The organism is Treponema sp. OMZ 840 (assembly GCF_050937815.1).
GTDB lineage: Bacteria > Spirochaetota > Spirochaetia > Treponematales > Treponemataceae > Treponema_C.
Genome location: NZ_JACDIJ010000002.1, coordinates 355,562 through 380,202, shown reverse-complemented (window position 1 = coordinate 380,202; position 24,641 = coordinate 355,562). Strand labels below are relative to the sequence as shown.

Genomic DNA, 24,641 nt, shown 5'->3' with positions numbered 1-24,641 from the left:
TTCTTTAAGCGTTTTTTGTAACTGCGTTTTACCAAACAGTTTTCAGCGCCCCTCGTACTGTAAGTTCGAAATAATCCAGCACAGTTTTTTTCCGGTATCGTTTAATCTGCCCGCCGACTGGGTAAGGGGAACCCAATCGTCGTTTTTTGAAATAAAATTCGGAAAAAACCGATTGTAGGCACCGGGAACATAGAGGCCGCCGGCATCGAAATCGGCCGGTTTTGCCTGTGCGTCTCCCTGATATATGCGGGAAATGAACACCTTACTTGTTTTATGCGCTTCTTCTTCAAATACGGTAAGCGTTTTTTTTCGGGACGAGCGCATATCATATAAAATCGTATTATTTCGGAAAAATACGGTAACTTTTTGCCGCTGTTCCGTAACAGTACCGGTGTACACAATGCCGTTTACGGTTGCGGAAACGGCGGTTTTAAGCGTTTCGACGGGGCCGTACACTTCTTTAACTTTGCCCAAATCGTCGGCGCCGATAAGCACGAGGTCTGCATCGTCAAAATCGGCAAAAAGCAAACTCAGTCTTCCCGTTTCGCGCACAAAGCGCACATCCAAATTATCCGGCCCCATTGCCGAAGAAGCGACGGCATCTTCGAGGGCACGGCGAACCCTCTGCTCATCCGGATAGCGGCTGTTAAGTCCGCCGAAAACAACGGCAACTTTCAGCGTCAGTTTTTTACGTAAGTCGGCAAGTTCGTGTGCCGCGGAACCCGGAATAATTTTTTCCGCTTGAATAAAGTCTTTTTTAGCTAAACGGAACGCAGCATAATTTTGCAGCCTAACCTTTGCTCTGCCGTCGGCAAGATACAAGAGAACGGCCTTTTCTTTTGCAGCGACGCTTTTTTCACGGCTGTCTTTATAAGCGGCTATCCATGAACCTGCTTGTGCGTAATATTCGGAAGCCTTTAAAAGCGAATCCGGCTTTTCGGAAACGACAAGACTTTCGGCTGCGGCATAACACAGTTCGGCACCCAGATTGTTTATTTGCGCATCCAAATGATTCGAATATTTTTTTGCACGGCGCAAAGAGGGTAATGCTTGCGAAGCCGCAGCAACTGCCGACGAGTAGCGCGAAGCGGCAAGGGCCTTTGCATACAAAGCATCCGTCGCTTTTTTGGGCGCTTCGGCTCTAAGATAATCGTAATTTATCGTATCGAAGCGCACACCTTCTTTTTTGCCGCGCAATTCCGTTCCGTAGCGTTTTTGTAAAAGTTCGACCCGTGTATACAGCATAATCCAATCGCCGACATTGTCGGCAATATCGGCATAAACAAGGGGATCGGCTTCGGCACGGCGCAGCATATCGGCTATAAATACTTCGGCTTTGCCCATTTCGTTTTTATATACTCTGATATATGAATCGGATATTTTTCCGTCAAGCAAAAGCGAAGCGGCCGACAAGGCGCGTTCTACGGGAGATTTTCCCTGCACTTGCATGCTCGCGCACGAAAAAAAACACAGCGCACTTATAAACGTGCAAAGTGCACATATTGATTTTTTTGCTTTTGTTTTCATACTCTTATTGTAACGAAAAACGGCAATTTGGTACAGACAGCTGCGATATTTCAATTTACTTGACGTCCGCTTGATATGGGTATAATCTTATAGATACGGAATCACACACTCAATACGCGCAAAGGAGAACAAGCTATGAAATTGGACGGCGCTCAGCGGGAAATTATGGAAGGTGCAAGGGGAGAAACGCTTGCAAAGGTTATGAAAACCCTTGTTTCCTACGGCGAAGCGTTCGGGGCGGAAAAAATGGTCCCCGTAACAAGTAAGGGAGGCCATTTGGTAACCAGCTTCGGTTTGGGGGTTATGAAACCCGTATATGCCCTGATGGACACGCTTATTGAAGGCGGTGCGCTCAGCGCTCAGCCTTTTTCGGTCGATCCGAGACCATTGGCAAAAGAAATACCCGTAAACTTTTTTCAAAATCTTTTGTTCAAAATTATGTATTCGAAACAAGCCGATTACGAAAAACAGCTTGAAAAACTGGGCTTGATGAATCCTAAAGCCTTTACCTGTACTTGCTATATGGACGAAGTGGGCAATAAACCCGAAAAAGGAGAGGTTTTAAGCTGGGCGGAAAGCAGCGCCGTTGTATACGCAAACAGTGTTTTGGGCGCCCGCTGTAACCGCAACAGCGGTATTATCGAATTGTTCGGAAGCATTGCGGGTTATGTTCCGTATTTCGGTCTTTTAACCGACGAAGGCCGAAAAGCGTCTTGGAAAATCGTCGTAAAAACGACACGCAAACCCGAAGCACAGATTTTGGGAAGCGCAATCGGCATGAAGGTTGTCGAAGACGTCCCCTATATTACCGGACTTTCTTCATGGCTCGGAAACGAATTGAATGACGATGTGCGCTCTTATTTAAAAGATATGGGGGCGGCCGCCGCTTCAAACGGGGCGGTCGGTTTGTATCATGTTGAAAATTTAACTCCCGAAGCCGTTGAACGGGGAAGCGCTTTAATTCAAAAAGATGCGCGCGAATATGTAATAGACGATGCCGAACTTGAGCGGGTTAAAAAGTCTTATCCGTGCATTTGGAAAAATCCGGATGCAAAGCCCAAACTTTGCTTTATAGGCTGTCCGCATCTGTCGCTTTCGCAGCTGCAAAGCTGGACGGAGCGCTTGGAAAGCCGCGGCGGTAAACTGAAGATTCCGGTAATTATGACATGCGCGCCGGCGGTAGCGGAAGTTTTTAACAAAACGGCTTATGCTCCGCGCTTAAAAAAAACGGGAGTTATACTCAGCAGTATTTGCCCGCTTATGTATATGAACAATCCCTTGTGCGGGAAAATGCCCGTAATTACGAATTCGAATAAACTGCGCACCTATACAAGCGCGCGCTATTATACCGATGATGAAATTCTAAACTACATTACAACGGGGGCCGTACAATGAAGGTTTTTAAAGGACGGGTTATAGCAAAGGGGACGGCACAGGCACGCGCCCTTGTATCGAAAAACGGATTTAATACGCTGGCAAGCTATCAAAAAAGTTTGATGTTCGGCGATAAAAAGGGTACTTGCTCGGATCAAAACAACCCCGACTTATACGGAAAAGAACTTGCAGGCTCTGCCCTGTGCCTGCCGCAGACAATCGGTTCTACAACCGGCGGCATGGTGCTGTTTACGGCAGCTTCTTTTGGAAGGCAGCCGGCTTGTATGCTCTTTTCCAAACCCATAGATTCGCTTGCGGCCGCCGGCGCAATTCTTGCCGATGTGTGGACGGATTCTTCCATGCCCGTAATCGATAATTTGGGAGATGAATTTTTGGAAACGGTACGCACGGGCATGAACGTTACGGTGGAAGAAGACGGTACCGTGCGTATTGAAGATTAAAACCGTATTATATATTAAAAACAATTGTGCTTATTCATAGAGGGTGCCGACTTTTTCGCATTCGGCATTCCTCGCAGCACACCAAGTTCCCTTTGCAAGGGCGGCACTTATGTCGGGTGTTCCGGAATGTGCGGCGGCCGTTTTTAAGTATTCGTATAAAAATCCCGAAGAAAAAGAATCTCCGCAGCCGATAGTATTTACGGCTTTTATTTTTTCGACCGCTGCCTCAAAGGCTGTGCCGCGGAATGCTCCTACGGTACTTTCACTTCCCCGCGTTATAACAATGCAGTTATTCAATTCACGGCTTTTATCGGCAACAGCTTTCATTAAACCTGGAGTATCGCGTATCTCCTGCGTACAAAAGGTACCGCAAAATTCTTTTGCATTTATTTTTATAATATCGGGCGTACATTCTTTCAAAACGGACAGCAATTCTTTTCCCCAAAAATCCACAAGAAGTACCACTCCCGCATCGCAAGTGCTTTTGCATACGCGGACTTTAAAATCTTCCGGCCATATTTTAGGAGTCGTTCCCGCAAATAAAAGCGCATCGCTTTTTTTTAAAGCTTTTTGGAGCTCGGCCCATATACGCTTTTCAGCCTTTACTATCATCATTTTGTTTTGTTCGCCGGGACAATCGGGTTCGTCCATAACCAATTCGGTTACGCGGCCGTTTTCTTTTTCCAAAAGCGTACAGCACACACGCACTCTTCCGGGTACGGGAATTATGGAAGATTCCAAAGCGTCGGCGCGGGCAAGCGACACAAAATCATCGATATTTTCTTTACCGGCAGGACAAATAAGTAAAGCACAGTTTTGTTCCAATTGATTGAGTACTCGTGCCGCATTTACTGCCTTCCCCGACGCATCGAGTCGATAGCGAACGGAACGGTTCACTTCATTCATGTTTACGCGCTCAAAAACAGCGGTACGCTGAATGGTTGTACTCATACACAATGTCGTTATACGCATGTTTTCCTCCGGTTTTGTATCGATTTACTCTACCTTATCGGAAGCTAAAATACAAGTATGTGTACATTCTTATTTACTTTTTTCACTTTTCGTTATATACTTAATTTGTCTGACATAAAGAAGCGGACGACAAAGGCTTCTGCATGAAAGATACCCCCATTTTTTTCATCCTGCGTACCTCGTGCGGTATCTTTCAGTGAATTTCGTGTCATGCAAAAACGTTTTGAAAGAGGTTCCGTATGGAAACACGAGTTGCGGTTATGAGCGTTATCGTCGAAAATCCCGATTCGGTAGCGACGCTGAATGAACTTTTACACGAATACAGTTCTTATATTATCGGCAGGATGGGAATCCCCTACCGCAAAAAAAACATCAATATTATCAGCATCGCCCTCGACGCTCCGCAAAATACGCTTTCAAGTCTTGCGGGAAAAATCGGTAATTTAGCCGGTGTAAGCGTTAAAACGGCTTACTCAAGCGTTATCGGCACAGACGAAGAACATTAATGAATATTCACGCCCTTATCGACAAATTAACCGCGCGGCGTTCTCTTTCTTTGAGCGAATACGAAGCTCTTATAACCGGACGGACACAAGAGGCTGCCGCGCTCCTTGCCGAGCGCTCGGATACAATAAGAAAAAGCGTTTACGGAAACACGGTATTTATCCGCGGTCTTATCGAAATAAGCAATTTTTGTAAAAACGACTGCCTTTACTGCGGCATAAGGCGCAGCAATACGGACTGCGAGCGTTACCGCCTCGGCGAAGAAGAAATTATAAACTGTGCCCGTACCGGTTATGAGCTGGGCTTCCGAACCTTTGTGCTGCAAGCCGGAGAAGACCCTTTTTTTTCGGACGATTTTTTATGCCCGCTCATACGTAAAATAAAAGCTCTTTTTCCCGACTGCGCGCTTACCCTTTCTTTGGGAGAGCGCAGCTTTGAAAGCTATAAAAAGCTTTTCGACACGGGAGTTGACCGCTATCTTTTGCGCCACGAAACCGCCGATAAAGCTCATTACGAAAAACTGCATCCTGCCGAATTATCGTATGAAAACAGAATGCGCTGTTTACACGAACTGAAAAAAATAGGCTTTCAAACGGGCTGCGGTTTTATGGTCGGCTCCCCCTACCAAACGCCGGCTTCTCTTGCGCAGGATTTAAAATTTATCGAAGAGTTTAAGCCGGCTATGTGCGGTATCGGCCCCTTTATTCCTCATAAAAAAACCCCGTTTAAAGACGAGCCGGCCGGTACGGTCGAGTTAACCTGCTATCTTTTGTCCGTTATACGAATCATTCATCCTCACGTGCTTTTGCCCGCAACAACGGCTTTAGACAGCATAGATCCCGAAGGGCGCATAAAGGGGATTGCAGCGGGAGCAAATGTGGTTATGCCCAATCTTTCTCCTTCAAACGTACGAAAAAAATACGAACTGTACAATAACAAAGCACACACGGGAGCCGAAGCCGCGGAAAACAAAAAATTATTGGACGAACAACTGCGCGGCGCAGGCTATAGAACGGTAATCGGCCGGGGTGATTTTTGCACAACTCCGGCTTCCGATACAAATCTGCGAGAAAGAGATGATCCGACTCAAAGAAAGGAAGGAAATTATGGCACAGTACAATCCGAAGTCTTTGCATGCACAAGAGTTCATCAATGACGAAGAAATCCGCGAAACCCTTGAGTACGCGGAAGCTCACAAAAACGACGAAGCGCTGATCGACGAGATTCTCGAAAAAGCGCGGCCTAAACAAAGCGGAACGGGATTCCGTTGTGCAGGTCTTACACACAGGGAAGCCTCGGTTTTGCTTGCCTGCGAAATACCGGAAAAGGTGCAAAAGATTTATCACATTGCAAACAAAATAAAGCAAGCCTTTTACGGAAACCGAATCGTTATTTTTGCGCCCCTGTATTTATCCAACTATTGCGTAAACGGCTGCGTATACTGTCCCTATCACTACGCAAATAAACATATCCGGCGCAAAAAACTCACTCAAAAAGAAATAGAAAAAGAAGTAATCGCCCTGCAAAACATGGGGCATAAGCGGCTCGCCCTTGAAGCCGGAGAAGACCCCGTAAACAATCCCATCGAATACATCATAGAAAGCATTAAAACCGTGTATTCGGTAAAACATAAAAACGGGGCTATCCGCAGGGTAAACGTCAATATTGCCGCAACCACTGTTGAAAATTACCGCAAGCTCTGCGAAGCCGAAATAGGCACTTATATTTTGTTTCAGGAAACCTACCATAAACAAAGTTATGAAAAACTGCATCCGACAGGCCCGAAGCATAACTATGAGTATCACACCGAAGCTATGGACAGAGCAATGGACGGCGGTATAGATGATGTGGGTTTGGGCGTTTTGTTCGGCTTGGAAATGTATAAATACGAATTCGCGGGTCTTCTTATGCATGCCGAACACCTTGAAGCCGTTCACGGAGTGGGACCTCATACAATCAGCGTTCCGCGCATAAAAAAAGCAGACGGTGTAGACCCTGCGGCCTTCGATAACGGGATAGACGACGAGATTTTTGCAAAGATAACCGCCTGTATCCGCCTTGCCGTTCCCTATACGGGCATCATCATTTCCACGCGCGAAAGCGAAAAGGTACGGGGCAGGCTCCTCGACTTGGGTGTTTCTCAAATAAGCGGGGCATCGCGCACTTCCGTCGGCGGATACACCGACACGGAACGGCCGCACGATACCGAACAGTTCGATGTATCGGATCAAAGAAGCTTGGACGAAATTGTGTGCCGGCTTATGGAAACGGGTCATATTCCCTCGTTTTGTACGGCATGTTACCGGATGGGACGCACGGGCGACCGTTTTATGAGCTTGTGTAAAAGCGGGCAAATTCTTAACTGCTGCCACCCGAACGCATTGATGACCCTTTCCGAATATCTGGAAGATTACGCTTCGGCGCCCACAAAGAATATCGGTTATAAGATGATTCAAAAAGAAGCCGCACGCATACCGCGGGACACGGTGCGCGCAAAAACGTTGGAAAACATCGAAAACATTAAGGTTAAAAACCGGCGCGACTTTTATTTTTAATGTGAGGGTATACGGATGAGTTTAAATACGACAGCGTCCGCCGAGCGCATTCATATTTCTTTTTTCGGCAAGCGCAATGCCGGTAAGTCGAGCCTTGTTAATGCCGTAACCGGGCAAAATCTGTGCGTGGTTTCGGATATTAAGGGAACGACAACCGACCCCGTAAAAAAAGCGATGGAACTGCTTCCCCTCGGCCCCGCGGTTATTATAGATACACCGGGCATCGACGATACGGGAGAATTGGGCTTACTCCGCATCCGAAAAACCGAAGAGATTATCGATAAAACCGATATAGCCGTCCTTGTTGCCGAGGCGGAAGAAAAAGTTCGGGGCAGGGGCTTTTGTCCGGAGGAACAGCGGCTTATCGATATATTTTGCGAAAAAAAACTGCCCTTTGTTATAGCCTACAATAAAAGCGACCTTGTACCCGCAAAATCCTCCGGTGCGGGCACTGCCGCTCCTAACGAAATCTTTGTCAGCGCAAAAACGCTTTTTCATATTCATGAATTAAAAGAAATGCTCGCCTCCCTTGTTAAAAAAAGCGAAAAACAAAAGCCCCTTGTATCCGACTTAATTGAAGAAAACGACATTGTAGTCCTTGTTATACCGATTGACGAAGCCGCCCCCAAAGGCCGCCTGATTTTACCTCAGCAGGCGGTAATCCGCGACATCCTCGAAAAAGGAGGTGTTCCGGTTATTTCGCGCGAGTATAACTTTAAGCAAAGCCTTTCTTTTTTAACACAAAGGCCCGCCCTTGTTATCACCGATTCTCAAGTGTTCGGCCCGATTGCAGCCTCCTGTCCCGAAGATATACCCCTTACCTCGTTTTCGATTTTAATGGCGCGCTATAAGGGCGATTTATCGGCCTTGCTGCAAGGAGCGGCCCTGCTTAAACGGCTGAAAGACGGCGACAAGGTGCTTATATGCGAAGGCTGCACCCATCACCGCCAATGCAAGGACATAGGAACGGTTAAAATTCCCGGTTGGATAGAGAATTTTTGCGGCGCAAAACCCGATTACACCTTTACTTCAGGAGGCGATTTTCCGAAAGACCTTTCGCCTCATAAACTGATTGTACACTGCGGCGCCTGTATGCTTACCGAAACGGAAATGAAAAACCGTATTGCACGCTCTAGACAAGCGGGAGTTCCCGTCGTCAATTACGGCATCGCCATTGCACATATGCACGGAATTTTACAGCGCAGCCTGGCGCCCTTTCCTCAACACCTTTCGGAACTTACATCGTACTCGGCACAGACATAGGCGTTGCGGTTACGGATGATTTCAAAATTTTCGCTTCAACGGAAAAAAGTTAAATTTGATTTTGAATGTCAATTATTTAAAGCTGCCGCGCGCAGCATACAGAGTGTTGCACAAAAGCATAGCAATTGTCATAGGCCCCACTCCCTTGGGTACGGGCGTAATCCGGCCTGCAACATCGAGGGCTGCCTGAAAATCAACATCACCGACTAAACGGAAGCCGCTTTTTTTTGTATTATCGGGAATGCGGTTTACACCCACATCTATAACCGCAGCCCCCGGCTTTATCATATCGGCACTGATTGTACCGGGGCGCCCGGCAGCTGCTATCAAAATATCGGCATTGCGCGTAAAAGAGGCAAGATCTTTTGTTCCGGTATGACAAAGGGTTACGGTTGCATTTATATCTTTGCGCGCCAAAAGCAGAGCAAGAGGTTTGCCTACAATATTCGAACGCCCGACAACAACTGCATTGGCTCCGTCGGTCGGTATTCCCGCTTCTTTTAACAAAACGGTAATACCGCAGGGTGTACAGGGAACAAAGCCCGCTTGCCCGATTAAAAGATTGCCCGCATTCACCGGATGAAAGCCGTCTACATCTTTTTCGGGCGCAATCGCAGCGATTACTTTTTGTTCATCGATATGAGAAGGCAGGGGCAGCTGAACCAAAATACCGTGTACGCTTGTGTCGCGGTTTAAATCGGCAATAATTGACAATAATTCCGCCTCGTTTATATCCGCGTTTAACAGAACCGACTTATCGGCCATACCCGCTTCGGCAAGGGCTTTTTTTTTCGCGCTTACATAGGAAACGCTTGCAGGATTTTCACCGACAAGGATAACCGCAAGACAGGGATGTATTCCGTCTTTTTTTAATGCGGAAACGTCAAGAGCGATTTGTCTGCGTATTTTTTGTGCGATTGCAAAACCGTCTATTATCTGTGCGCTCATATAACTCCTTCCTTAATTAAGATTATTCAGCACAAAAGAATACAATACTGTTGAAAAATTATGCTATAATTTTACTATAATTATTTTATGATTTTATTTCTAGCCCTGTTTTCACCGGATACCGGTTCGGCAGCCGACAAGCAGCTGCGAATAACGCGCAAAAGGATAAACCGGATTTTTACTTATTCGCGAATTGTAACAGTATGTTTTTAAATCGGCTTTTATAAAGCAAATAGAACTTGGTTAAAAAGCCGATTTATTGAGTTTGTCTTTAATGTATTTTCTATATAAAATCAATCAACTTCATCAACTTTGTAGTAAAGTTCCCCCTTTTTGAAATCATAGGTTTTTTTACCCCATGTACGAGTAACCAACATAGCTATAAAAAACACAATTGCCGTTCCCGTCAATGCTGCAACTAAGAGTCCGAATGAAAGTTGCCCCGCTGAAAATGCTATAATGGCAGGCATTACAACATAGCAAGCCGGAACATTGATAGCATTGATAGGACCGAGTTCTTCCAAAACGGAAGTTTTACGATTCGGATCTACCATTCGACAAAGAGCTTGTCCTGTAGCATTGGTTCCGGTCAACGTACCCCATATAGCAACAGTTCGTTCAAAACCGTGTTTACCGCCAAAGCGTTCACCGAAATAGCGAGTAGTTATATAGGTGAACACAGTAGAAACAACAATGATAACTAAAATAGGAATTATCCATGCACCGATAACGGACAACGAAATAGCCATAAAAGCCGCAGTAACCATCATATCGATACAAAAACCGGAAATACGGACTTGCGTTCCTCTGTCCAGATATTTTTCAAAACCAAGTTTACCGATAATCCAACGCAATAAATATGCTGCCAACATAGCATACAAATATAAAAAACCGGACAAGATTTCACCTACAAATCCGGGAATCATACCGAACAAACGGCATAAAATCTGTCCGGCAACCCATGTAATGCCTACCAAAGAAAAATGAAAGGCCAAAGTGTCTACATTACCGGGATGCGTAGTTTCTTTGCCGTAATATACTTGCTGATCGGGTTCATACAGCCCTTTAAGCATTCCTTCGTCCATTTTACCGGCATAGGGTGCAAGTCCCTTTTCAATACCCTTTCGTACCCAAGGGACACCAATTAAAAAGGCTACTAAAAAACCGGCAGCGGCAAAGGTAACTCCCACCTGAACCGCATTTACCACACCCCCGTTTTCCATCATAGTACCGTAAGTAACGCTTTGTCCCGGTCCCTGTGCAAAAGCAAAAGGAACTTGAAGTCCGTATACGGGCGCCATATCAAAAAAACCGCCTATCAGTTTAAGTATTCCGTATCCCAAAAGTCCTGTCAAAGCATACGGTATTACCCAAAAAAAGCCCATACCGCAAATACCTGAAAATTGGCTGTCCGCCAATCTTTCCTTAAGCGATTTTTTTTCGGTTTTATTTACGGTTCGTTTTGCAGCTAACGTGAGTCCCATATTTGCAAAAGAAAATGACCATAACAACCCTGCAATACTGCTGAAGTCTGCTGCCGTAGCATTTTTAATTAAACCTGTTTGCATTACCAAAAAGCCGATAACACCGCCGATTATACTGGCAGACACAAGATTATTTCGTAAAAAAGGTATCGCCGCACGCAATACAACGCCCAACACAATAAACAAACCCGCCCATGCCAAAGCATTCATACTGATCATAACTACGTTCCCCCTTTTAAAACTGTTTTATTCAACCGGAGCGTTTTCCGATATAAATACAGATTAAAATATAATTTTTGCCCGCTTTTTTGCCGTTTTATTCATATCAAAATGCTGACATTCGGCAAAATCTTTTCCGTGCGTGACAATGTGGGTATACATTTCGTTTACAGCCGCTAACAAACGTTTTGTGTTTTCAGCAATCGTTATATCATCGGGTGCTCCGTTTTGTTGTATGTGTGCGTATAAAGACTCCTCCAGTTTATCGGCTAAAGGACGCCACAACGCCATATATTGATGATAATCCTGTTCAAGAGCGTATTGCAGCCGTTCAAACTGCCACCATGCACTATCCGAAGAATAATGGGAATCTGCATTGCTCAAAGTTTCGGGTAATTTATTTTGTACCGTATAAGGTGCAAATATAGAAAGGCAGGGACAGGCAAAAGCATGGTACCAAACAGGTATTCTGTCCGATGTAAGCTCAACATACGAGGCGGCAGCGGTTTTGCCGGAAGTTTCGTTTATAGCATGCATACAAATAGACACATGAAGCCCGTCGGCAGGACTCCAGCGGGGTTCAATAAGCTCGCCTTCAAAATGATCTCTTTGTACGGTACGCACAGTATCGACAGTAATATGTCCTTTAGCAGCATTTAAAAGCTTGTTCAACCTTACAAAACGAGGATGTGCCGCACGATGTTTAAGATTCAAAGAACCGTATGCTTTTGCAAAGTTAAAAGGTACATTCGGACTAATCCAACCGTTTTTATATGCCCATTCTTTTACATCACCGCTTTCTTCTTCCCAATATTCTTCGGTACTGTAACAGTTGGAAATACCGGCGACATCTTTTACCCGCCTTGCAACCCAGCGCCGATTACACGTATCAAGAATCCACGCTTCGGTATAATCCGCAATAAGAAAAGAATTATGGTATCGATGTTCCATATTTACTGCCGCATTTCCGCCCTGTCCGTAGGCTTCAAGCAAATCCGTAATAACATGCAGTGCCTCGTATGCAGTAGAACCGCGTTCAAGAGCAAGCCGTACAAAATCCATTCCCAAAAGGCCGTTTTCTTGTGACTCGGGTTCGCGCGCCCATACCGCTTCATTACCGACGGCCACTCCGCACTCGTTTATACCTTGCTCAAAACCCCAAATCCAATACGGTTTTGAACCTAATACGCGATATGTATGTAATGCTTGGGGAATTTCAATATAAGTACATTTTACGGTTTCTCCGTCGGTATAATCGGCTGCAGGATATACGGCCAAAGGTTGAGCTTCCGTAAGAGGGCGATCGCTGTTTTTTGCAAAGATTACACGGCCGCTTTCGGTACTGTTTCCCAAAGCCACCATTGTATCGCATGAAAATACATTCATTTTTCTCTTCATTTAATAGCTATCACAGTAACCACTTTGCGATTTAAATTATAACAGCGGAAGAATGGGTTGTCAATTAAAAAAACATATAACATTTATTATCCGTAGGCTCATGTAACTCATTCGGTATAAAATTTGTTTAGCATAATGGACATCAAGTTCGAAACGGAGTATAATAGTTCTGTTCTGAAACGGAAGTTTCCGAACAGGTTTAATATTAACTATATCCCTTTTAGGATTTTATTTATATAGGACGATTCCGAATCCGATCGTCCGTTTTTTGGAGTACTATGAAACGTTTATTGACAATAAGCTTAATGCTTTTATTTATTTTACCCGTTTTTTCTCAAACGGGCGAAATACCGGAAACCATACCCGGCGGTGAAACGGCCGGCGGTTCCGAAAACCAAAGCGATACGGTATACAAAACGAATCAAGCAGGCGATCAATTTATTATTTTAAAATTGAACCTCGGCATTCCTTACCGTCCCTTTAAAAACCTAAAACTCGGCGGCTCCGGAACTCTGGGGTATCAACGATTTATTACCGACGGTTTGATTTTAGGCGGCGATATAAGTTTCGCTTATTCGCAGACGGTCGGTAAAAACGTATTTTATTTTGTGCCGATTTTATTCCGTGCAGGCTGGCAATTTTCTACGGCAAAATTCGAAATTCCCTTATCGCTGGGTATAGGCGGAGCCTTTGAAAATTATATGGACCGCAGCTATTTCGGTTTTGCACTCCACCCGAATGCGGCGTTTTTTTTCCGCTACAACCGTTCATGGTCGTTCGGCGCACACACGGGACTCTATATTTTACCCCAATGGTATAAAAACCCGAAATATAATTATACGGGCATTATTCACGATATGGGACTGACCGTCCGCTATCACTTTTAATGCGGAGGATTGATATGCATAAAAAATTTTACGGATTTTTTTCCGCCTTTTTACTTGCCTTGTTGACTTTTTCCTGTTCGCAGCAGCCGATATTTTGGGCTATAGCCCAGGAAATCAAACTCCTCGATCCTTCCGTAAAAGGAAACGTTCATACTATTGTACGGTGCGCAAATGATTTGTACACGGCAAATGGGAACATATATAGAAAACCCCTTGCAACCGAACGCGGCTGGAAACAAATATCAAAACCCGCCGGCAATGCGGTGTATCTTGCAGCTTCCGATACCCATCTATATGCGATGAGCGCGACCGGCAAAGAGTGTCAAGTGTATGCCATGAATGTGCCGGGAGGAGAATGGCAGCCGGTACCGGGTACCTCAGGCAAAGCCGATGAAATCGTTTTGTTCGATAATAAACTGACCTCAGCACCCGACAGCGCGGCATATGTGAAAGTTAAAGGAACAGTACATCTTTTAGACCATGCTACACTCGGAGCGGACCAAACTCCAAACGGAGCGGGAGCCGATACGGTTGCGGCACTAGGGTCAAAGTCAGCACCCCTTTTTTTCAACACTCGTGCGGTTTGCAATGGAGGCGCGGGAAACACATACAGGGCCGACGGAAAAAAAGTTATAAACATCTCGAACGGTGTCGAAGTAAGTACTTCCGAAGAAGTTACCTGTCTTGCCTTTGATTCAACAAATCTCCGCCTTATTGCAGGCACAAAAAGAGGCTTGGAAGAAATCATTCTCGACAGTTCGGGAGATCCGCAAAGCACAGCTCTTTTGGGAGCAAACGCCGAAGCCGCTTTCGGAGAAAGCGAAATATTTTCGCTTGCCTGTTTCGGTATATTTGATAATGACGCAATCTATGCCGGAGTCGGAAAAAAAGGTTCTTCCAATCACAATGCCTTATGGGGATACTATCCTTCGCGCGGCAATTGGAATTACGAATAAGCGGCGCATATGGACTTATTCGCCGCAGCGGCCGCAGGGCAAACGGAACGGGAAAGTCCTCTTGCCGCGCGTATGCGGCCGCGTAACCTTGACGAATATATAGGACAGGACCATATTGTGGGAAAAGGCAGGCTTTTGCGCCGCGCCATTGCCGCAGACAGGCTCAGCTCGGTTATCTTTTACGGGCCGCCGGGAACGGGAAAAACAACCCTCGCCCGCGTTATCGCACATCACACCAAAAGCAATTTTGTAAGCCTTAACGCCGTTTTAAGCGGCGTCCAGCAGATCCGCGATGCGATTGCTCAAGCAGACGAACAGCGCTCCTTATACAATAGGCGCACCATTTTATTTGTGGACGAAGTACACCGTTGGAATAAAAGCCAGCAGGATGCCCTTTTACCCTGGGTAGAAAACGGAACGATTATTTTAGTCGGCGCCACAACCGAAAATCCCTTTTTCGAAGTCAATAAGGCCCTCGTAAGCAGAAGCCGCGTGTTTCAGCTTTTTACGCTCACAAAGGACGATTTAATGAAGGCCGCCCGCGCCGCCCTCGACGATAAAGAACGCGGCTACGGAAGATGGAAAATCGAATTCGAAAAAGGCGCCTTGGAGCACTTAATCGATACGGCAAACGGCGATGCGCGCAGCCTTTTAAACGCCCTCGAACTTGCAGTTGAAACCACTCCGGAGCGCTGGGCGCCCGATAAAATTCCCTGCGAGCCGCCGGAAAACAGCCCGATTTACATAAGCTGCGAAACCGCAGAAGAAAGCATTCAAAAAAAGGTAGTACTGTATGACCGCGACGGCGACTATCACTACGACATAATCAGCGCCTTTATAAAAAGCCTGCGCGGGCGCGACCCCGATGCGGCTATGTACTGGATGGCGCGTATGCTTGCCGCAGGAGAAGACCCGCACTTTATTTTCCGCAGAATGCTTATCTCCGCATGCGAAGATACGGGACTGGCCGACCCTCATGCAATCGGTATTGTCGAAAGTTGTGCCGCCGCCTTTGACCGTATAGGCTTGCCCGAAGGCCGCTTTATGCTCACGCAGGCGGCCCTCTATTTGGCAACCTGCCCAAAATCAAACAGTACGCTTTGTTTTTTCGACGCCTTAAAGTCGGTCGGCGAAGAAGACGCCGAAGTTCCCGACCACTTAAAAGATCCGAGCCGCGACGCCGAAGCATTGGGGCACGGCAAGGGCTATATGTACCCGCACGCGTACAAAGACCACTGGACGGCACAGCAATATTTACCCGACGGTTTGGCCGGCAGGGTGTTTTATAATCCGAGCGGACAAGGCTACGAAAAAATCATCCGCGACGAGGTATTAAGCCGGCGGGAACTGCAAATTGCAGCCATGCTTGAAGAGTCGCAACAGAATACTGACCGGCTTTTTTGGCAGCATAGAACCGAATCGGACAAAACAAATACCCTGCGTTCCGTTCGCGACACTTTAATCAATGCCGCACATCTAAAACCGAACAGCCGCTGCCTTGTTGTAGGTGCCGACGATGCCCTCCTGCTATGGGAAATAAACCGTAAAACCCCCGACGGACTTACCGTAGGCTTGTGCCGAAGCGAAAAAGGTATGCAGATATTATCGCAGTACACGGCAACACTCGAAGATATACACCGCCCAGAAATTATCCTCCTTCCTGAACACGGTACAAGGGCGGAAAGTTTTGCACACATATTGAAACATACGGTGTTTTCGGAAAGCCTTTTTGATGCGGTTTTTTATAAAAATCCCGTTTCTTGCGCTTCGGACATTGATGATTTAAAAAAAGAAATAGAACTTTTACAGCCTTTTTTGGCAAAACAAAGCGCAATTTTTATCGCGCAAAAAATTCCGTCAAATGCGCAGCGCCTTTCAGCCTTATTGGAGCCCTTATGCGGTTCCGCAAAAGAAAATGCCGCCCTTATAGCGCAGGCCGCACATACGGAAAACGCCTTTTATACGGATGCGTCAAATCCGCTTTTTTCATGGGATGAACAAACACTGCAAAAAGCTTTGGAAACTATCGGTAAAAAAGCCGAAACTCCGCTCATACTAAAAACGGATATGCATACTTTTTACGAAAAGCGTAAAATAAGCACCGATGAAATAAATCGCTGGTTTAATGCCGAAACGTCCGCTTACGGCGGTTTTTTCAGCACACATATGCAAAACGCTGCGGCGTTTTACAGCCTGTTTGCACAAGCTTGCGAAAAGCATATCTTTGACTGGCAGTCTTCGGTTGCTTTTTTTGCTCTAACGTGCTAAAGTATGCTCAGAGGACGGAAGCAAGATGAATTTTATTTTTTTAGGCCCGCCGGGTGCCGGCAAAGGAACTTTGGCCGCAGCTGTTTCGGCAAGCTACGGTATTCCGCACATATCGACGGGAGAAATCTTCCGTGCCGCTATAAAAGCGCAAACGCCGCTGGGCTGCAAAGTTAAAGCGATTATAGATTCGGGTTCTTTGGTCGGCGACGATATCACCGTCGAATTGGTTAAAGAGCGGCTTTCGCAGCCGGACACAAAAAACGGTTTTATTTTGGACGGTTTTCCGCGTACAATCGCTCAAGCCGAGGCACTTGAAAAATTCGCACGTATCGACTGCGCCGTAAACTTCGACATAGATGACAACGGTGTCGTCGAACGGCTTTCCGGACGCCGCGTATGCCGCACATGCTCTCATAACTTTCATGTCGTGTTTATGCCGCCGGAAAAAGAAAACATATGTACGCACTGCGGCGGAGAACTTTTTGTACGCGACGACGACAAACCCGAAGCAATAAAACACCGCCTTGAAGTATACCGCGCACAAACAGCACCGTTAATCGATTTTTATCGCTCGAAAAACTTATTAAAAGACATTGACGCAAAACCGGCGACGGACTTGGTTTTACAGGCTTTTCAAACGGCATTTCCGAAAGAGCGCACATAAAAAAAAGCCCGGCTCACCTTTTTAAGACGGCCGGGCACATGCAAAAAAAACCTTACACTTTGAACTTTTTAACTTCATCCGATAAGCTTACAATACTTTCTTTATTTTTTTGACTTATTTCATTTACTTCCTGCATTGCGTTGCTTATTTCCATTGTGCCTGCGGCCATTTCGTTCATGCTTTCCGTGATAATGCGGGTAAGATTCGCAAGTTTATCCATTTCCTGTGCAACCTGTTCTCCCCCGTTGAGCATTTCGGCCGAACCGCCTTTAACTTCCAATGTCACCGCATTAATGTTTTTTATTGCAGATAAAACTTCACGGCCGCCGGTTTCCTGTTCACGCATCGCGTCCGTTAAGCGATTGCTCATATCTTTTACCTGTTCGGACAAACAGAAAATAGCATTAAACTTTTCTTCAACGGAACGGGAAGAGTCCGAAAGCAATTCCATTTCGGTACTTAAATTTTTAAGCGTTTCGGTTATCGTTTTACCTTGAGCGCTGGACTCCTCTGCAAGCTTTCTGATTTCATCCGCTACGACGGCAAAGCCCCTGCCGGCTTCTCCGGCATGAGCGGCTTCAATAGCTGCGTTCATCGCAAGTAAATTCGTTTGGCTTGCAATATGCTGAATAACGCTCGAAGCTTCAAGCAAGCTGCCCGATTCTTCGGTTATTTTTTTGGTTACGGAATTGGAATTGACAATCGTTTCTTTTCCGTTTTCGGTCGCCGATGCAAGATCCTTAATAACGTAATCCGTTTTTTCAAGCGTTTGAGTAATTGACGAAATATTTGCTACCATTTGTTCAATCGAAGAAGAAGAACGGGCAACACTTTCACTTTGCAGTTCAATACTGGCATTCAGATTTTTTATCGTTTTAATGATTTGTTCTATAGTTGCCGCCGTTTCGGTTACGCTTGCCGCTTGCGTCAAAGCCTGCTGTTTTACTCCGTCAATATTCGTACTTATTTCATGAATTGCACTTGTAGTTTGTGCCATATTACTCGCAAGGCTTGCGCCTACCTGTTCCATTGTTTCCGAACCGGTATGAATCGATTTCAGCGATAAACCCATTTTTTTTATCGTTTGGTTAAAATAATCGGACATATCCGTAATTTCATCATTTCCGATTAGGGGAAGCTGTACGGTAAGATTGCCCTCCGCAACATCCTTTAAAACATCGATTGTCCGGTTAAGCGGTTTTACTAAAACGATTCGCATAAACAAACTGACAGTAAGTATTAAAACGGCAATAAAGAAAACGGCCGTTATAATATTGATAAAAAGCAGTTTTTTGAAGGATTCAAAAACAACCGCTTTTTTTACTTCCAAAGCTATATAAATGCCGGTGTCGGCAATCGGAGAAATACAGATAAATTGCTCGGCATCTTCTATTAACCCTTGTTTTATTTTTTCCGTACCGAAGTTAAAAATACGCTTACCTATTAAATCCGTATTTTTATTGTTAAAACAAACCCCTTTTTCATTTATAAGAGAAAGAGAATATTCGCGAATATCCGTAAATTCAATCGTTGAAAAATAGGCGCTTAAGGGCGCAAGACCGAGATCTACCGTTACAACTCCCAGTTTTTTTCCGTCTTTTTGAAGCACGGAAGTTGCCGTTATCATGGGAACGCCGGTTACTTCGTCATTGTATAATTCGCTCCACACAACCGCTTTGTGTTCCGCAAAACCGTCATTTTTATACCAATCGAATTTTGTATAATCGTTTGTTTCATTGCTGTATTCCCAAGTCATAACGATATTATTGTTTTCCCTAAACCAATAGGGGCCGTAAAAACGTTTTCCGGAAACAACATAGGGTTCAAGCCAATAACCGCCGCCGACAATTTCGTCATCGGAACCGATGAGGGTTTCACTGATTTTTTCGGACTCCATCGGATTTTCAAATCCGAAACGGGTTAACAGTTCCGCATAGTTTATCGAAGCGGTTTCAATCTTTGAAAAAATACTGCCGTAAATTGCATGAGCTTCCCGTTCCATACGATCCGTTAAACCTGTTCTCATATCGGAAGAAATAACATTTGAAAATTGTTTAAAAACTATGGAGCCGAGTAATACAAGAGCTATAATAAAAACAATACATACCACAAACGATGTTTTGAATGCTAAGCTTTTTTTTCCGCTTTTTCCGGGTATAAGCTGTCGTTCCACTTTGCTCATTATCTATCCTCCTTTTGCGGAAACACATCATCCGTATATTATAGTATCGGCATTTACAAACTAAAACTTTGTTAAAATTGCGGAATTTAATATAAAGGCATATTCGGAAAAAGAAACGGGGCTTGCTCAAATACACGGTCTTAAGTATTATGCTTTATAAGAGGATAGTATGATTTTAAAACGTTCAAGCGGAATTTTACTGCACCCCACCTCATTGCCCGGAAGCCCCGGTATCGGTACTTTGGGTAAACAGGCGTTTCTTTTTGTCGATTGGCTCGAAAAAGCCGGCCAAAGTTTGTGGCAGGTTTTACCGCTCGGCCCGACCGGCTACGGGGATTCGCCGTATGCGTCTTTTTCGACCTTTGCAGGCAATCCCCTGCTCATCGATATCGACAGCCTTGTTGAGCAGGGTTTTTTAAGCGCACAAGAAGCCTCTCCTCCCGATTATATTGTGTCTGCGGGAAACGTCGATTTCGGTTCGGTTGTCTATTGGAAAATTCCGCTTTTAAAAAAAGCGGCTCATACTTTTTTAACCCGCAGTAACGAAAAATATACAAAGACCTACACGGATTTCAAAAACAAACAGCATTTTTGGCTCGACGATTACGCACTTTTTATGAGCATAAAAGAATACTACGATGCGCAAGCGCAAAAAGAAGGGCTGTTCGGTAAATTGTGGAACAATTATTGGCCCAAAGCCCTGGCTTTGCGCGAAAAAGCGGCTTTAGCCGATTGGCAAAAATCGCACAAAACCGATATTGAAATTCAAAAAGCGGTGCAGTTTTTCTTTTTTTATCAGTGGGAAAAACTTAAAAATTATGCAAACGCCAAAGGGGTTTCGATAATCGGCGATATACCCATCTTTGTCGCCCTCGATTCGGCGGATGTATGGGCGAATCAGCACTTGTTTCAATTAAATAAAAAAGCGCTTCCGAAGGCCGTTGCGGGCGTTCCCCCCGATTATTTTAGCGAAACCGGCCAGCTGTGGGGGAATCCCCTGTACGATTGGAAGACGCTGAAAGCCGAAAACTACTTCTGGTGGATTGAACGTATCCGCCATTCGCTTACGATAACCGACTATGTGCGCATCGACCACTTCCGCGGTTTTGAAGCGTATTGGTCGGTTCCCTACGGAGAAAAAACGGCGGTAAACGGGAAATGGGTTAAAGGACCGGGTGCGGATTTATTCAATGCAGTGCAAAAAAAACTCGGCACAACCGCTCTTATCGCCGAAGATTTGGGCGTCATCACCGACGGCGTGCGCAAACTTTTAGCCGAATTTAATTTTCCGGGAATGAAGGTGCTGCAATTTGCCTTCGATATCCGCGAATCCGAAGGCACTGGCTGTACAAATGCCTTTTTACCGCATATGTACGATAAAAACTGCGTTGTGTACACGGGAACCCATGACAACGATACAACCCAAGGCTGGCTGAATAATTGTTCGGACGAAGAACGCCGTTTTATAAGCGAATATGTAAGCGGCTGCGTTAACGATGTGCATTTACAAAATCATCAGCTGTGCAGTGCGCTTATAAGCGCCGCCTTTTTTTCAACCGCCGCCTTTGCCCTTATTCCCCTGCAGGATTTGTTTTCATTCGGCTCGGAAATGCGCATGAACACACCTTCCACCTCCGGCGGTTCAAACTGGACATGGCGTATGGACGACGCTTTACTCGGAAACAAAGATACGGCCTTATCGGAAAAAGACGGGCAAAGCGGCGAATACAGCCAAGAAGCAGGTACACATATCGGGAATGAAAAAGCCGCATGGCTTAAACGTTTATCGGAACTTTCAGGACGAAATATCCGTCAAAGCGTATAAACCAAAAAACCGCCGAGTATGGTGTGTCGGCGGTTTTTTGGTTTGATTTTTTTTCTTTTTAAGCTTTATTTATATCCGTTCGGTTTTTTTATCGCTTTTTTCATTGCTTTAGCAAAAGATTCTATTTCTTTAAATTTGTTTTGCTGCTTTAACTCCAAGCCCAATATGTAAATATAAGGCAGCTTTTCTTTTTGCTGCGTGTTTAAACCGTCCAAAAATAAGGTTTCATCATAATATGTATATTGATTTTGATTATACGCTTGCCCGTTAAAGGGAGCTGCTCGTTCGAGTTTTTGCCGGTATTTATCGCGCATCTCATCCGGAGCATCTTCGCCCGGAGCCTTTTCTTTGGTTATAACAACGTACCGATAATCATCATTGCGGGCCTTTGTATACATATCAAACCCGGAACCTTCAAACTGCAATTCCGCGTTTTTTTCGATAAAGCCGAGAAAAAAACGCAATGTGGTATCCTTGTCCGAAGCAAAGATTTTACGCGGCACAAAGACATTGTAATTTTCGTTTTGGACGGACGTTCCTTTGTCCGTAAAATCGAATTTCATCGAGGCAAATACGGGATCCAAGGGACACACTTCGGCTTTTATGCTTAAAAATTCCTTCCAGTCTTTGAAGGTTCCCGAATAACGCGGAATAACGTAATCGCTTAAAAAAGCAAGATCGAGGTTATGTCCGTTTCTGATAGAAGCGGTATCGTCCGTTTTTGTCATCACATACAAACCGCCGGGCATGGGCAAAGCAAAGGATACGGCTTCGGCATTTGCGAAGGGAAGGCTCCAATAATTTACCAGCCATGTACGGCCGTATCGGTCGGTATGCGTATGGGTCCGCGCAGGCTGTCCGTAAGACGTTATAGCGATTCTTTCACTGCCGACCGTACGGTACATACGCGAGGCGCTTAAAAGATAGTCCATATACAGTTTCGGCGAAGCGATTAATTCTTCATAAGCGATATTTTCGGGTCTTTTAATCACCGCCATTGTTAAATTCAGCAGCCGTCCGTACGAAACGCTTCCGTTTTGCGGCAATTTGTATTCGCCGATATCGTTGGGAATAACGGTTGTCCATTTTTTATTATCGGTGCGTATTACGGTAAGAGGAAATCGCGGAATCCAATTTGTGTATAAAATATCGTAACTTCCGTCGCCCTTATTAAAACCTTCATCGCCGGCAAAATCGAATTTGCGCCGAATTTCGTCCACCTTTTTTACGGTTGAAGCACTGTAGTCGGCAATAACTTCACGGCGCACTTGAGTAAGTTTTTTCGGCAGTTTTTGTTCATAATCATACGGGAAAAAGAATTTTTCTTCCAAAATATTCGGGATAACGTAGTAGTGGTTTATGTGAACTCTTCCCGTTCCTTCCGGGAGCTTTTTTGTTTCAAAAAAAGGCAGGGCGTAGTTTAAGTTTTCGTTTGCACTTTTCATTGTAATAATGCCGAGTACATCGCCGTCGGGGGTAACCAAGGGGCCGCCGGAATTACCGGGACTTGCCGCGGCCGAAAACCGCAGCCACTTCCATGACCCGTTTTCTTCTTCGAAGGTTTGGCTGGTTAAAAGACCGTCACGGATAATGATACCTTCGCCCAAAGCGTTGCCGACCGAAAAGGTTTGCGTGTTTAAGCTGAAATTCTCTTTTGCTGAAAGCCCTTTTTTTGTATCTGTATAATTTTCGACGGTAAACACAATATAATCCCTGTCGGTCGCAAAGGATACGAGCGAATCGACTTTGTAAATATTGCCGTCAACCGCGCGTAAAAAATAATCACCGTAAAGACTTTCTTCGTGCAAATTAAAAACGTGGGCTGCCGAATAAAACAAACCGTCGTCCATTAAAAATGCCGTACCGATGGGCAAATACTTATCGGTACGAATTGCAAAAGGAATGCGCTCAAGCGGCAGCTTTTTTTCATATTCGAGAGAACCCTCGTCCGGCTTAAGCACAACAACTTCAAAAACCGCGTCATTTAACTTTGTCAATATTTCCGGCCGCAAAACCGCTTGCGCCGTTAAAAGCGGCACACACAACAAAACGGTTAAAAACACGATTAAAAGATTTTTTTTGATTTTCATATTTTTCTCCTTAATTAACGGGGGCTTCCCGTTCGGCTTGCTTTATTTTGAAGGTAAGCAGTTGACTTATATCCCGTACTCTGAATTCGATAAATTGATATAAGCCGTCGGGATTGGCAACCTTGAGCGGATGATCAAAATCCGGATTTTTACCGTAGTTTCCTCCGTTGATGTTCACCCATTGGTAGGGAGCAAGGGGACTGTTGCCGGTTTGCGCCATAAGCATATAGGTGTCTTCCGAAAGTTCCGTATCAATGAGCTGCTGCAAGATTTCATTTTTATCGGTGTATGAGCTGATTTCAACGTCTAAATTTATACTCTTAAATAATTCAATCAAGCTTTCTTTTTTTACTGCCGCCTGGGGCTGCCCGTTCAATTCCGAAAAGTCAAACAGCTCTTTTGAGTTTATCATTTCAGGATGGATAAAAGGATAATAAACGACAATCATATTTAGTATACAAAAAAAGAAATTGCCGACGTTACCGAAGTTTAAGTCCGCATATTTAAAGTCTTCGGATCCGTGCTTTAAAAGCAGACGGCGGGTTTTTTCGGCATTTACGAAGGCATCTTCGGCAATTATTTGTTCGGAATAAAACTTAAAAGTACTGAATTGAGTTGCGTCGATCGGCTTGAGTCCCGTAGCATCGTTTTTGCGGTTTACATCTACGTTATACTTGAGTAAAGTTTGTATTTTTTCATGGGAACATGAGTAGGAAAGAAGGTAAAGCAGAGAAATATTATTCGCTACGGGCTTATCAAAATCAAAGCCCTTCTTATGCAAAAGAGCGCAGGCTTTTTTAAATTCTTTGAGAGAAAAGTAGGCAAGCGATAGCTGAACATTCATTCCAAGCTCATCCGTTTCATCCAGGCTTGCTCCGCTTTTTACTGTTTTTTCAAAAAGCCGGAAATCCCCGGCTTTTGCCGCTCCAATCAGGGATTGCGCCGAGCCGATTTTTGCAATCATTAATGCCATAAAAGCTATCGACAGCGCTCTTTTCATAAAATCCTCCTGCACCTTTGTTTTACACATACAAAAAACGCATGCACAATCGTTTCGGCAAGGT

19 protein-coding genes are annotated in these 24,641 nt (G+C 45.0%); 11 read left to right on the top strand and 8 right to left on the bottom strand.

The window, feature by feature from the left end:
* Nucleotides 1–42: 42 nt before the first annotated feature.
* Complete coding sequence (locus H0R92_RS05140; protein ID WP_432961781.1) at nt 43–1,527, bottom strand: hypothetical protein; 1,485 nt, start codon at nt 1,525–1,527, stop codon at nt 43–45.
* A 135-nt stretch (nt 1,528–1,662) separates the two neighbouring features.
* Here H0R92_RS05140 and H0R92_RS05135 point away from each other — a divergent pair, with 135 nt between their 5' ends.
* Together H0R92_RS05135 and H0R92_RS05130 are read left to right on the top strand one after the other, a co-directional pair.
* Nucleotides 1,663–2,922 (top strand): aconitase X, encoded by a 1,260-nt coding sequence (locus tag H0R92_RS05135; RefSeq protein WP_432961779.1) that lies wholly within the window; start codon nt 1,663–1,665, stop codon nt 2,920–2,922.
* The gene (locus H0R92_RS05130; protein ID WP_428769492.1) at nt 2,919–3,362 is read left to right on the top strand and encodes an aconitase X swivel domain-containing protein; all 444 of its coding nucleotides are present in this window, start codon (nt 2,919–2,921) and stop codon (nt 3,360–3,362) included. The genes H0R92_RS05135 and H0R92_RS05130 overlap by 4 nt, the downstream gene beginning before the upstream one ends.
* Before the next feature lie 30 nt (nt 3,363–3,392).
* Here H0R92_RS05130 and H0R92_RS05125 read toward each other — a convergent pair whose 3' ends face one another.
* Nucleotides 3,393–4,334, bottom strand: coding sequence for a PfkB family carbohydrate kinase (locus H0R92_RS05125; RefSeq protein WP_432961777.1), 942 nt, complete (start codon nt 4,332–4,334; stop codon nt 3,393–3,395).
* A gap of 239 nt (nt 4,335–4,573) precedes the next feature.
* Here H0R92_RS05125 and H0R92_RS05120 point away from each other — a divergent pair, with 239 nt between their 5' ends.
* Genes H0R92_RS05120 through hydF form a run of 4 tightly spaced genes read left to right on the top strand, consistent with a single transcriptional unit; the run spans nt 4,574 to nt 8,656 of the window.
* Nucleotides 4,574–4,840 (top strand): TM1266 family iron-only hydrogenase system putative regulator, encoded by a 267-nt coding sequence (locus H0R92_RS05120; RefSeq protein ID WP_432961775.1) that lies wholly within the window; start codon nt 4,574–4,576, stop codon nt 4,838–4,840.
* The gene (gene hydE / locus H0R92_RS05115; RefSeq protein WP_432961773.1) at nt 4,840–5,994 is read left to right on the top strand and encodes a [FeFe] hydrogenase H-cluster radical SAM maturase HydE; all 1,155 of its coding nucleotides are present in this window, start codon (nt 4,840–4,842) and stop codon (nt 5,992–5,994) included. Before H0R92_RS05120 ends, hydE begins: the two co-directional genes overlap by 1 nt.
* On the top strand, nt 5,945–7,393 hold the full coding sequence (gene hydG, locus H0R92_RS05110; protein WP_432961771.1) for a [FeFe] hydrogenase H-cluster radical SAM maturase HydG: 1,449 nt from the start codon (nt 5,945–5,947) through the stop codon (nt 7,391–7,393). Before hydE ends, hydG begins: the two co-directional genes overlap by 50 nt.
* Nucleotides 7,394–7,408: 15 nt before the next feature.
* The gene (gene hydF, locus H0R92_RS05105; RefSeq protein ID WP_432961769.1) at nt 7,409–8,656 is read left to right on the top strand and encodes a [FeFe] hydrogenase H-cluster maturation GTPase HydF; all 1,248 of its coding nucleotides are present in this window, start codon (nt 7,409–7,411) and stop codon (nt 8,654–8,656) included.
* Between the two features lie 72 nt (nt 8,657–8,728).
* Here the strand turns inward: hydF and H0R92_RS05100 are convergent, their stop codons facing one another.
* From H0R92_RS05100 to H0R92_RS05090, 3 genes are all read right to left on the bottom strand, one after another.
* Complete coding sequence (locus H0R92_RS05100) at nt 8,729–9,604, bottom strand: bifunctional 5,10-methylenetetrahydrofolate dehydrogenase/5,10-methenyltetrahydrofolate cyclohydrolase (RefSeq protein ID WP_432961767.1); 876 nt, start codon at nt 9,602–9,604, stop codon at nt 8,729–8,731.
* A gap of 293 nt (nt 9,605–9,897) precedes the next feature.
* Nucleotides 9,898–11,307, bottom strand: a complete 1,410-nt coding sequence (locus tag H0R92_RS05095) for a sodium/glutamate symporter (RefSeq protein WP_432961765.1) — start codon at nt 11,305–11,307, stop codon at nt 9,898–9,900.
* A 63-nt stretch (nt 11,308–11,370) separates the two neighbouring features.
* Nucleotides 11,371–12,705, bottom strand: a complete 1,335-nt coding sequence (locus tag H0R92_RS05090) for a C69 family dipeptidase (RefSeq protein WP_432961763.1) — start codon at nt 12,703–12,705, stop codon at nt 11,371–11,373.
* Nucleotides 12,706–12,983: 278 nt separating this feature from the next.
* On the opposite strand from H0R92_RS05090, the gene H0R92_RS05085 reads away from it, so the two are divergent.
* The 4 genes from H0R92_RS05085 to H0R92_RS05070 are packed head-to-tail and all read left to right on the top strand — an operon-like array spanning nt 12,984 to nt 17,480.
* The gene (locus tag H0R92_RS05085) at nt 12,984–13,592 is read left to right on the top strand and encodes a TP0733 family outer membrane beta-barrel protein (RefSeq protein WP_432961761.1); all 609 of its coding nucleotides are present in this window, start codon (nt 12,984–12,986) and stop codon (nt 13,590–13,592) included.
* Between the two features lie 14 nt (nt 13,593–13,606).
* Nucleotides 13,607–14,548 carry a hypothetical protein gene (locus H0R92_RS05080; RefSeq protein ID WP_432961759.1) on the top strand — a complete coding sequence of 314 codons (942 nt, stop codon included), beginning with the start codon at nt 13,607–13,609 and terminating at the stop codon, nt 14,546–14,548.
* Between the two features lie 9 nt (nt 14,549–14,557).
* A complete protein-coding gene (locus tag H0R92_RS05075) occupies nt 14,558–16,816 on the top strand; it encodes an AAA family ATPase (RefSeq protein ID WP_432961757.1) in 2,259 nt (752 codons plus the stop codon).
* Nucleotides 16,817–16,841: 25 nt separating this feature from the next.
* Complete coding sequence (locus H0R92_RS05070) at nt 16,842–17,480, top strand: adenylate kinase (RefSeq protein WP_432961755.1); 639 nt, start codon at nt 16,842–16,844, stop codon at nt 17,478–17,480.
* 52 nt (nt 17,481–17,532) lie between these two features.
* On the opposite strand, the gene H0R92_RS05065 is transcribed toward H0R92_RS05070, so the two are convergent.
* Entirely contained in the window at nt 17,533–19,662 is a 2,130-nt protein-coding gene (locus H0R92_RS05065) for a methyl-accepting chemotaxis protein (protein ID WP_432961753.1), read from the bottom strand.
* Nucleotides 19,663–19,831: 169 nt separating this feature from the next.
* Between H0R92_RS05065 and malQ the strand changes: the two genes are divergently transcribed.
* A complete protein-coding gene (malQ, locus tag H0R92_RS05060; protein WP_432961751.1) occupies nt 19,832–21,487 on the top strand; it encodes a 4-alpha-glucanotransferase in 1,656 nt (551 codons plus the stop codon).
* Between the two features lie 65 nt (nt 21,488–21,552).
* Here malQ and H0R92_RS05055 read toward each other — a convergent pair whose 3' ends face one another.
* Both H0R92_RS05055 and H0R92_RS05050 read right to left on the bottom strand, forming a co-directional pair.
* Nucleotides 21,553–23,577 (bottom strand): S1 family peptidase, encoded by a 2,025-nt coding sequence (locus H0R92_RS05055; RefSeq protein WP_432961749.1) that lies wholly within the window; start codon nt 23,575–23,577, stop codon nt 21,553–21,555.
* A gap of 10 nt (nt 23,578–23,587) precedes the next feature.
* Nucleotides 23,588–24,577 (bottom strand): hypothetical protein, encoded by a 990-nt coding sequence (locus H0R92_RS05050; RefSeq protein ID WP_432961747.1) that lies wholly within the window; start codon nt 24,575–24,577, stop codon nt 23,588–23,590.
* Between the last annotated feature and the right edge of the window lie 64 nt (nt 24,578–24,641).

Bases quoted from the DNA above. Each gene is read 5' to 3' on its own strand.
- H0R92_RS05080 (WP_432961759.1), top strand. From the start codon at position 13,607: ATGCATAAAAAATTTTACGGATTTTTTTCCGCCTTTTTACTTGCCTTG.
- H0R92_RS05055 (WP_432961749.1), bottom strand. From the start codon at position 23,577: ATGAAAATCAAAAAAAATCTTTTAATCGTGTTTTTAACCGTTTTGTTG.
- hydF (WP_432961769.1), top strand. From the start codon at position 7,409: ATGAGTTTAAATACGACAGCGTCCGCCGAGCGCATTCATATTTCTTTT.
- hydG (WP_432961771.1), top strand. From the start codon at position 5,945: ATGGCACAGTACAATCCGAAGTCTTTGCATGCACAAGAGTTCATCAAT.
- H0R92_RS05120 (WP_432961775.1), top strand. From the start codon at position 4,574: ATGGAAACACGAGTTGCGGTTATGAGCGTTATCGTCGAAAATCCCGAT.
- hydE (WP_432961773.1), top strand. From the start codon at position 4,840: ATGAATATTCACGCCCTTATCGACAAATTAACCGCGCGGCGTTCTCTT.
- H0R92_RS05090 (WP_432961763.1), bottom strand. From the start codon at position 12,705: ATGAAGAGAAAAATGAATGTATTTTCATGCGATACAATGGTGGCTTTG.
- H0R92_RS05140 (WP_432961781.1), bottom strand. From the start codon at position 1,527: ATGAAAACAAAAGCAAAAAAATCAATATGTGCACTTTGCACGTTTATA.
- H0R92_RS05065 (WP_432961753.1), bottom strand. From the start codon at position 19,662: ATGAGCAAAGTGGAACGACAGCTTATACCCGGAAAAAGCGGAAAAAAA.
- H0R92_RS05095 (WP_432961765.1), bottom strand. From the start codon at position 11,307: ATGATCAGTATGAATGCTTTGGCATGGGCGGGTTTGTTTATTGTGTTG.
- H0R92_RS05050 (WP_432961747.1), bottom strand. From the start codon at position 24,577: ATGAAAAGAGCGCTGTCGATAGCTTTTATGGCATTAATGATTGCAAAA.
- H0R92_RS05125 (WP_432961777.1), bottom strand. From the start codon at position 4,334: ATGCGTATAACGACATTGTGTATGAGTACAACCATTCAGCGTACCGCT.
- H0R92_RS05075 (WP_432961757.1), top strand. From the start codon at position 14,558: ATGGACTTATTCGCCGCAGCGGCCGCAGGGCAAACGGAACGGGAAAGT.
- H0R92_RS05100 (WP_432961767.1), bottom strand. From the start codon at position 9,604: ATGAGCGCACAGATAATAGACGGTTTTGCAATCGCACAAAAAATACGC.
- H0R92_RS05135 (WP_432961779.1), top strand. From the start codon at position 1,663: ATGAAATTGGACGGCGCTCAGCGGGAAATTATGGAAGGTGCAAGGGGA.
- H0R92_RS05070 (WP_432961755.1), top strand. From the start codon at position 16,842: ATGAATTTTATTTTTTTAGGCCCGCCGGGTGCCGGCAAAGGAACTTTG.
- H0R92_RS05130 (WP_428769492.1), top strand. From the start codon at position 2,919: ATGAAGGTTTTTAAAGGACGGGTTATAGCAAAGGGGACGGCACAGGCA.
- malQ (WP_432961751.1), top strand. From the start codon at position 19,832: ATGATTTTAAAACGTTCAAGCGGAATTTTACTGCACCCCACCTCATTG.
- H0R92_RS05085 (WP_432961761.1), top strand. From the start codon at position 12,984: ATGAAACGTTTATTGACAATAAGCTTAATGCTTTTATTTATTTTACCC.